The sequence below is a fragment of the Clostridium celatum DSM 1785 genome (assembly GCF_000320405.1).
Classification (GTDB): domain Bacteria; phylum Bacillota; class Clostridia; order Clostridiales; family Clostridiaceae; genus Clostridium; species Clostridium celatum.
In genome coordinates, this window is sequence record NZ_KB291624.1 from 57,074 (window position 1) to 66,417 (window position 9,344).

The following is a 9,344-nucleotide window of genomic DNA, read 5'->3' on the forward strand; positions in this document are numbered from 1 at the left end:
TCCATTTATATACTTTCTATTCATAAAAGTGCATTTTTCTTTTAACGTATGGATAAATTATTTTTTCTTATTACCATAACTGAATTAACCTCTCCACCTAAAATGAGTATTATTGATGTTATATAAAGCCAAGTGATTAAAATTATTATTGCTCCTAAACTTCCATATATTTTAGAGTAATTACTAAAATTATTTATATAAAATGAAAATATTAATGAAACAATTAACCATCCAACAGTACATACTACAGCACCTGGAAAGACCTCTCTCCATGTTAATCGTATAGATGGTGTGTACCTATACATTACTGCAAAAATTAAAATCATCATTGCTATTATTATTAAATATCTTAATAAATTCCATAATTGGTATATTATAATCGGAAATGGTAGATATGAAACTAATAAATCACCTAGTAACTTACCAAATACCAATAATATTAAAGTTGCTATTATTAGAAAAGCTAATGCAAATGTACATATTATAGCAATAATTGACCTTACTATAAAAGATCTCTTCTCCTTAACTCCATATGCTTTATTAATACCCTTTATAACAGCTCTAAATGCTGATGATGCTGACCAAATAATTAACAATAATGAAGCACTTAATAATCCTGTATTTTGGGTATCTACTATTTCAACAATTGTTGTATAAACAAATTTAAAAGTACTACTCGGTAAAATAGCTCTTAATCCACCTAAAACTTCCATAGAATCTAATTCACTTAGACCTATTAATGTCAGAAGAAATATTAAGAAAGGAAAAAATGATAGTATTAAGTAATATGCTAATTGAGCCGCTAAAGCAAAAATATCATCGTCTTTTATTTTAACTATAAAATATATTAAGAAGCTAACTATAGACTTCCCTTTATTTGTATGTCCTTTAGCCATATTTTATTTCAATCCTTTCTTTTTATTTTTACATTTTAACTAGCTATTTTTTTATTTTAATCATTTATATAATTTTATATTCCATTCTTGTGGTAACATTCTTTTATATTTATTATTTAAATATCTATTATCTATCAATAATACTCTACCTTTATCTGTTTCTGTTCTTATTACCCTACCTACTGATTGAAAAACTTTATTCATTCCTGGATAAGTATATGAATAATCAAAACCATTCTGCTCAAAATACTCTGCTATTATATTATTTTCTACCGATATCCTCGGAAATCCTACACCTACTACTACTGCGCCAATAAGTCTTTCTCCTGGCAAATCCACACCCTCTGAAAACATACCACCAACAACAGAAAATCCAATTTTATTAGCTCCTATTTTAAAATTACTCAAAAATTCTTCTTTTTTTTCTTCAGATAAATTTTCTTCTTGAAGCAAAATATTTTCATCTCCATAAATACGCACATATTCTTTATATACCTTATTTAAATAATCAAAAGATGGTAAAAATACAATGTAATTCCCTTGTTTTTCTTGAACAAACCTATTAATATTCTTACATACTTCAATTATTATTTTTATCTCTACTTGCATATCTCATATCTAAATCTTTTATATATATTTGTAAATTTTCTTTATTAAAAGGTGAATTAAATCTTACTCTAAAACTATTTTCCTCTCCCCCTAATAAATCAACATAGTACTTAATTGGAGAAAGTGTTGCTGAAAATATTACTGTCGAATATGCCGAATTAACTATTTTGCTAAGATTTTTAGACGGATCTATGCAAAATATTTTTATACTAAATTCATTTCTACTATTTTTTAGTATCGTTGTATACTCCTTAGAATATAATTCGCTCAATGCTATGAAATTCCTTGTGTCATAATAAAATTCTAATATATTTTCGTATCCACTAGTCCCTTTTGATTTTATTAAATATTCCTCTGCTTCATTAATAAACATCCTTAATAGCTTTATTAAATCCTTATAAATTATATTTTTATAAGTTACATTCTCATTTACCTCTTCTAATTCTCTTCTGATATTTATCATTTCTTTATTAATTAAGTTTACTATCTTATATAAATTAGGTACTTTCCCTTTTAATATCTTACTTGCATCCATCACCTTACTCTTAAGTATTTCACAACTATACATATTTCTTGCTCTATCTACTAAATTATGTGCCTCATCGACTAATAATATATTCTCACTATTATGATCCTCAAAAATTCTCCTTAATCTAACTCTTGGATCAAATGCGTAGTTATAATCACAAATAACACTATCACACCATTCAGTTAAATCTAAAGAAAGTTCAAATGGACACAAATTAAATTCCTTAGCATATTCTATTACCTTAGCTCTAGTAAATATGTTTTCTCTAGCTATTAATTTTTTAATTACATCATTTATTTTTGTAAAATAATCTCGTGCATATATACAATCATCTGGATTACATTTTACTTCACTATTTAAGCACATTTTCTCTTTTGCTGTTATAGTTACTACTTTAAATTTTAATCCATTATTAAGTAATTTAATAAATCCTTCTTCAGCTACAGACCTAGTTATTGTCTTTGCTGTTAAATAAATTATTTTTTCTCCTCGTCCCTCTCCTATACTCTTAACAGCAGGAAAAATTGTTGAAATGGTCTTTCCTATACCTGTGGGAGCCTGAACAAATAATACCCCATTTTGCTTTATGCTATTATAACAATTTATTGCAAGTTCCCTTTGTCCTTTTCTATAAGATTTAAATGGAAAACTTAAATTTTCAATACTGTTATTTCTAATAATTTTAAGATTATTCTTTAAAATAATATCGTCTAAATATTTATATATTATTTCGTATGTATACTCTTCTAACTCTTTAATTTGAAATTTCTTTTCAAAAGATCTAACTTCATCAGTATTTATATTGTAGTAACTTAATCTAATATATATTTTTGTCATAGAATTTAACTTACAATATATATATGCATAAATTTTGCCCTGTGCCCAGTGTAATTCATTAAAATCCTCATCAATATAAATTAAATTTTTATATGTTGATTTAATTTCTTCTATTATTACATTTCCATTATCCTTTATTATTCCATCGGCTCTTCCTTCTACCTGTAAAATAACATCTTCTCTCTGAAATTCGTAATTTAATTTTACTTCTTTTTCATACTCTTTATAAATTTCAGCATTGCTTTTTTGTAACTTTCCATGAGCAACAGTTCCTTCTAGCGCGCGTCCCCTTGATAAAAATCTATCATCTAAACTTCCACTCTTTAGAATATATTCAATTAGTCCTCTCACCGATTCCTTAAATACTACTTTATCACTCATTTTATTTTTCCTTCCCTATTCAATAAAACTATTATAACAAAAAAGTTATCAAACATTAAAACTATCTTAGTAAAAGATACGCTTTATATTTGATAACTTTATTTTATGAATGATATTCATTTACTATTTTCTGAACTAATTTTTTAATTGCACTTGCTTGAGCTATTAAAGACATAACAACAACGAAAGTTCTTATACTATTTTCGTCTTTTTCTTCTAGGTTTAAATCCTTAATTATAGAATCTAATTTATCATCATTTAATGCCGTTGCATCTAGATATTTATTAAAACTTTCATTTTGTGTTTCTGTAAATAACTTATATGCAGTTTCCCAATCTATAATATCGTCAGACCTATCATTTATTTCATTAAACGCTAAACTAAACACTTTTTTTATTTCTTCAGTTGTAAGTATTGGTCTCATGTAACTTAATAAAACAAGTTGAACTAAATGAATTTTTGTATAACCTCTTTTTTTGCCATCTTCAGGCTTACTTATTACTTCACTTTTAATATAATTTTGTACAATATTATTAGTATATTTATCTTCAACAAATTTATCATTTAAAAAATCTATAACTTGTGATAGAAAAAGATCGTATTTCGGTAAATCCTCATAAGATACCATAGAGGTTTTTGATATTTCTTCAGCAACTTCTTTTATATAGTTATTATCAACTTTATTAACCATATTTAAGTTCACCTCATATTTTATTCGTTAATATCATTATATAGTAACTATAAACTTATTACAAGTTAATTTCACCTATCTTATATGATTTATTTATTATTTTATTCTATATTTATATTTTTTCTTTTACTTTTTTTTCTTTTTTTATATATTTTTATTTAAATTTAATTAAATCAAAATATATATCACTTTCTAAACATAGTATTTAAGCCATTTTTGAAATATTTTTCTTTAAATATTTTTTTTAAATTTTGTATTGACTTTTCAAAATTATGGTAGTATAGTTTATTTATGAGTTTGATAAGCGGTATTTTTGTAAATTAAACTTTTTTTTAAAGTTTTTTATTGACTTTTAATTACATATCTGCTAATATTAATCTGCTAAATGTCGAAACTTGTTAAGGAGGAATTATATATGAAATCAACTGGAGTTGTTAGAAGAGTAGATGAATTAGGAAGAATAGTTATTCCTATAGAATTAAGAAGAACATTAGATATAGCTGAAAAAGATGCTTTAGAAATATACGTAGATGGTGAACAAATCATATTAAAGAAATATGAACCAGCTTGTATTTTCTGTGGTGATGCTAGAGATGTTGTTAACTACAAAGGTAAAAATATCTGCAAAAACTGTATGGAAGAATTAAAGGTTGGAAGATAATTTTCTAAATTAATTATATACATATATAAAAAAGCACCTAAAAAGGTGCTTTTTTTGCTTACATAATTTTTTTAAAGTAAATATTTTATATATTTATAGATATTTTATATACTTCTTTTTTAGGAATTTCTCTTTCCTTAGCCACAATTTTTATAGCTTCCTTTTTATCCATACCCTCATTAATTAAATTAATTAAATGTTGTTCTATAGTTATTCCACTTAGTTCTTGTTCTTTTTCTGCTTTAAATTCACTTTCACTTTTACCTGCTATTACTAGAACAAATTCTCCTCTTGGTTTATTTTCTAAAAACCAATTGTAAGCTTCTTCGATACTTCCTCTATAAATATCCTCATGCAACTTAGTTAACTCTCTGCAAACGGCTATATTTCTATTTCCTAGCGATTCTTTAAGATAATTTAATGATTCAATTAATCTATGTGGAGATTCATAAAAAATTAGTGTCTCTTTCTTATCTTTTATTTCTTCAGTTAATTTTTTTCTTTCCTTAGTTTCTCTTGGTATAAATCCTCTAAATATAAATTTTGTTGTATCTAACCCTGAATAAACCAATGCCGTTGTAATTGCAGTAGCTCCTGGTAACACTTCAAATGCTATATTGTTTTCAATACACTTCTTAACAACAACACTACCTGGATCTGATATTCCTGGTGTTCCTGCATCAGTAACTATTGCTATATTTTTACCTTCCATTAATTTATTTATTATATCGTCGCTTTTTCCTTGCTCATTATGTTGATGATAACTAAATAAAGGCTTCTTAATATTAAAATGATTTAATAGCTTTAAGCTTTGCCTAGTATCTTCTGCAGCAATTTCATCAACATTCTCTAATACCTCTAAAGCTCTTAATGTTATATCTTTTAAATTACCTATTGGTGTTGGTACTAAATATACCTTTCCATATTCCATAATTTAATTCCTCCCATAAATTCTATCTATTTCTTCACTATAATTTCCATTATCATCATATACATATAATGGCTCTTCCCATTTTAAAAATGCTCCACCATCTCTTTGTCCCTCAACTAAAACTATATTAGGTGCTTTTTTAGTATTTGGCTGTATCATTCTTACCCTTTTAGGCTCTATTTTATATTTTCTCATAAGTCCAAATATATCAGCTAACCTTTCTGGTCTATGTACAATAAACATTCTTCCATTATCCTTTAATAATCTTCTAGAGGCTATTATTACATCTTCTAAAGTACACATTATTTCATGTCTTGCAATTGCAAGTTTATCTTCAGGATTGACTATTCCTGCATTATTTAGCTTATATGGTGGATTAACAGTAACAACATCAAATTTTCCTATAGAATCTATTATTTTTTTATCCTTTAAATCTCCATTTATAAACTTAACTTTATCTTCAGTATTATTAAGTATTGAACTTCTATTAGCCATTTCAACCATATCTTCTTGAATCTCTAGTCCTATCACCTCTTGAGGACTATATTTACCATAAACCAAAAACGGTACTATTCCTGTACCTGTACATAAATCTATTACTCTATGCTTTTTCTTTATGTTTGCAAAATGAGAAAGTAAGACTGCATCAACTCCAAATCTAAATCCTTTTTCTTTTTGTATTAATCTAAGTCCATTTAGTTGTAAATCATCAATACTCTCATCATTATTTATATTAACTTCCATATAGCACCTCTTTCTTTTGTAAAATACTTTGTCTTCATTATTCAATTACTAAAACTTTTTATATCGTCTTAATACTAATTAATATTTACGATTATCATTATACAATACTATTTTATTATGCACAAAAAAGCTAGGAATGTAATCCCTAGCTTTAAAATTTCATTATAAAACTCTTCTTGCTGTGTAGAAATCAGTTATATTTCCTACCTTAACTCCTTGACCTGGCATTGGCGCATGAACATATTGTCCACCTCCAACATATATACCTACGTGATCTCCACCATAAGTGAATACTAAATCCCCTGGTTGAAGTTCGCTATAAGATACTGGAGTTCCTACTCCCATTTGAGAGTAAGTTGTTCTTGTTATATCTATACCTGCTGCATTTGCATATACAAAGCTTGTAAATCCAGAACAGTCAAATGATGTTGGACCTGTTGCTCCCCATACATATGGTGCTCCAAGATATTGGTATGCAAAATCAACTATTCCATTACCTGTAGATGAAATTTCACCTCTATTTGCATCTATAGTATTACTAGCTGCCTCTTTTGCTTCAAGTTCTTCTACTCTTGATTTTGCTATTTCAATTTGTTCGTTAATTTCCTCTACAACAATACTACTCTTTATTTGAGTATCTCTAATACTTCTTAGCTGAGTTATGGCACTTCTTAATGAATCTATAGAACTTGTTGAATCTGCTATTACACTAAACTGATATTCAACTAAAGTTCTTTCAGAAACAACTAAGAATTCTTTTTCAAATTCAGCTTGCTCTGCAGCTGCCTCATCCGCTAATTTTTGTTGTTCTGCCTTCTTTTCCTCTAAATCTGCTAGAGATTTTTTATTTTCTTCATTTATAGCTTGAATTTCTTTACTTTTCTCATCTAAAGACTTAACTTTAGTATCAAGATTTTCTTGCTTGTCCTTTAATTCCTTAACAATTTCTTTATCAATCTTTACTAATCTGTTAGTTGATTCAATTTTACTTATTAAATCATTAAAGCTTTCTGCACTAAATAAAAGCATTATGTAACTAGTCTGTCCACCTGATTTATAAAGTTCTCTAACTCTTTTTCCTAATACTTCTTCTTGTTTAGCTATGTCTTCTTTTGCACTTTCGATTTCAACTTCAGTATTTTTTATTTCTACCTTTATTTCTTCCATTTGTGCATTATTATTATCTATTTTTTCTATTAATGGTTCAATTTCTGCATTAAATGCAATTATTTTACCTGTTATTTCATCTATCTTCTTTGTATATTCATCATACTTTTTTTGATTTTCAATAACTTCCTCATTTGGCGTTGCAAAGGCAGGCATTGCTGATGTAACCGCTAGTGTAAATGCTAGTGTTACTGCTAATACAGCCGATATAACTTTTCTTTTCATACTCCTTATAGGCCTTTTTAGACCTTCCCCCTCTCCTTTGTTGTTCTTTACCATTATACCACTTATGAAAAGGAAGAACAATGGTAATTTGAAATTTCCTTGATATTACTAGATGTAAATGTATTCTAAACAGTATTTTTATTCCGTTTATATACATTTACACCATAATAATAAACAAATTCACTATAATAAAATATTCATATAAATTTACTTTTATGATACTTTTTCTTACTTTCTAACTGATTTATTTAATATATATTGAATTGAAGTTAATATAACTATACAAACAACAAAAATAATTAATAATTCCTTAGTCCATTTTGCTATTATTAAACATAATATTGAAATTATAAGCCCTATACATCCATTTAATATATTTACGGTTCCACTTATTTTCATTGCTTTTATTTCCCTTGCTACAAAATCATCTTCTAAATCAGCATTTTTAATATATTTATTATTTAATATAAAAGTTCCTATGCCTAAAAAACCTATACTGACTAAAATTATTACTAAAACAGTCATATTCAAAACAACACCTCTTAATAAATTTTATACTTATATAATAAACTATTATATAACATCAATACATTTTTTTGAAATTTAATTATACATAATATTAACTAATAATATATAAATTCTGCTTCGATCTTATCCAACACAATAATCCTAGATAAAAATTAAAAGATTTTTATTTTCTTAAAAAAAGTGTTGACATATACTTAATTTATTTATATAATATTTTATGTGCTCCGGGGTGTAGCGCAGATGGGAGCGCGCGTGGTTTGGGACCATGAGGTCGCAGGTTCGATCCCTGTCACCCCGACCAAAGAGATAGATTTTTATCTATCTCTTTTTTTGTTTATATACATCAATTAAATACATATACCTTTTTATTACTTATGTATTATATTAATATTGACTATTTATACTTAGGAGGATACTAATTTGAATAATATAAAAGCTGCAATTTTTGATTTAGATGGAACTTTAATAAATTCGATGTGGGTATGGTCACAAATAGATATAGACTACTTAACATCAAAAGGTCACACAGTTCCATTAAATCTAACTGATGAAATAACACACTTAAGTTTTAGACAAACTGCAGAATACTTTAAAAATAGATTTTCTATAGACGATTCTATAGAAGTAATTATGAATACTTGGAATGAAATGGCTTATAATCATTATAAAAATAATGTAAAACTTAAAGATAATGCATTGGAATTTCTAATTAAACTTAAAGCTTCTGGTATAAAAATAGGACTAGCTACTAGCAATTCCATTCCTTTATTAGAGGCAACTCTTAAAAGCAATAAAGCTTATGACTTATTCGATGCTATAACAGTTACTGATGAAGTCAATAAAAGTAAAAGTAATCCTGATATATATCTTTTAGCAGCTCAAAAATTAGGTGTAGAGCCTGAAAACTGTATAGTATTCGAAGATATAATTGCTGCTGCGAGAGGAGCTAAATTAGCTGGAATGAAAGTTATAGGTGTATATGATGAGCACTCTAAACACCAAGAAGCTCTTTTAAAAGAAGAATGTGATAACTACATATATAACTATAATGAATTATTATAGGCAGTATTTTATAATAACAGATATATAAATAATATTATAGATCCTTAGCTATCGAGACTGTAGATAATTTTGTGTAATATAGT

Annotated in this window: 10 protein-coding genes and 1 tRNA gene; 3 read left to right on the plus strand and 8 right to left on the minus strand. The window is 26.6% G+C overall.

Annotated features, from left to right (window positions below):
• Positions 1 to 41 precede the first annotated feature (41 nt).
• The 4 genes from HMPREF0216_RS05665 to HMPREF0216_RS05675 form a co-directional block, all read right to left on the minus strand.
• Complete coding sequence (locus HMPREF0216_RS05665; RefSeq protein ID WP_005212268.1) at positions 42 to 896, minus strand: YihY/virulence factor BrkB family protein; 855 nt, start codon at positions 894 to 896, stop codon at positions 42 to 44.
• A 60-nt stretch (positions 897 to 956) separates the two neighbouring features.
• On the minus strand, positions 957 to 1,505 hold the full coding sequence (locus HMPREF0216_RS17650; RefSeq protein WP_005212271.1) for a helicase C-terminal domain-containing protein: 549 nt from the start codon (positions 1,503 to 1,505) through the stop codon (positions 957 to 959).
• The gene (locus HMPREF0216_RS05670) at positions 1,477 to 3,252 is read right to left on the minus strand and encodes an ATP-dependent DNA helicase (RefSeq protein WP_005212277.1); all 1,776 of its coding nucleotides are present in this window, start codon (positions 3,250 to 3,252) and stop codon (positions 1,477 to 1,479) included. The genes HMPREF0216_RS17650 and HMPREF0216_RS05670 overlap by 29 nt, the downstream gene beginning before the upstream one ends.
• A 103-nt stretch (positions 3,253 to 3,355) precedes the next feature.
• Positions 3,356 to 3,943, minus strand: coding sequence for a DUF1836 domain-containing protein (locus HMPREF0216_RS05675; protein WP_005212280.1), 588 nt, complete (start codon positions 3,941 to 3,943; stop codon positions 3,356 to 3,358).
• Between the two features lie 415 nt (positions 3,944 to 4,358).
• Here HMPREF0216_RS05675 and HMPREF0216_RS05680 point away from each other — a divergent pair, with 415 nt between their 5' ends.
• Entirely contained in the window at positions 4,359 to 4,604 is a 246-nt protein-coding gene (locus tag HMPREF0216_RS05680; RefSeq protein ID WP_040419074.1) for an AbrB/MazE/SpoVT family DNA-binding domain-containing protein, read from the plus strand.
• 85 nt (positions 4,605 to 4,689) lie between these two features.
• On the opposite strand, the gene rsmI is transcribed toward HMPREF0216_RS05680, so the two are convergent.
• The 4 genes from rsmI to HMPREF0216_RS05700 form a co-directional block, all read right to left on the minus strand.
• On the minus strand, positions 4,690 to 5,535 hold the full coding sequence (gene rsmI, locus HMPREF0216_RS05685; protein ID WP_005212290.1) for a 16S rRNA (cytidine(1402)-2'-O)-methyltransferase: 846 nt from the start codon (positions 5,533 to 5,535) through the stop codon (positions 4,690 to 4,692).
• 3 nt (positions 5,536 to 5,538) lie between these two features.
• Positions 5,539 to 6,279: a tRNA1(Val) (adenine(37)-N6)-methyltransferase gene (locus HMPREF0216_RS05690; protein WP_005212292.1), complete on the minus strand. Its 741-nt coding sequence runs from the start codon at positions 6,277 to 6,279 to the stop codon at positions 5,539 to 5,541.
• A 162-nt stretch (positions 6,280 to 6,441) separates the two neighbouring features.
• Positions 6,442 to 7,671 carry a C40 family peptidase gene (locus HMPREF0216_RS05695; RefSeq protein WP_040419082.1) on the minus strand — a complete coding sequence of 410 codons (1,230 nt, stop codon included), beginning with the start codon at positions 7,669 to 7,671 and terminating at the stop codon, positions 6,442 to 6,444.
• A 228-nt stretch (positions 7,672 to 7,899) separates the two neighbouring features.
• Positions 7,900 to 8,202 carry a hypothetical protein gene (locus HMPREF0216_RS05700; RefSeq protein WP_040419076.1) on the minus strand — a complete coding sequence of 101 codons (303 nt, stop codon included), beginning with the start codon at positions 8,200 to 8,202 and terminating at the stop codon, positions 7,900 to 7,902.
• A gap of 222 nt (positions 8,203 to 8,424) precedes the next feature.
• Here HMPREF0216_RS05700 and HMPREF0216_RS05705 point away from each other — a divergent pair.
• Together HMPREF0216_RS05705 and HMPREF0216_RS05710 are read left to right on the plus strand one after the other, a co-directional pair.
• Positions 8,425 to 8,500, plus strand: a tRNA-Pro gene (locus HMPREF0216_RS05705).
• Positions 8,501 to 8,619: 119 nt separating this feature from the next.
• Positions 8,620 to 9,261 (plus strand): HAD family hydrolase, encoded by a 642-nt coding sequence (locus HMPREF0216_RS05710; protein WP_005212305.1) that lies wholly within the window; start codon positions 8,620 to 8,622, stop codon positions 9,259 to 9,261.
• Positions 9,262 to 9,344 lie beyond the last annotated feature (83 nt).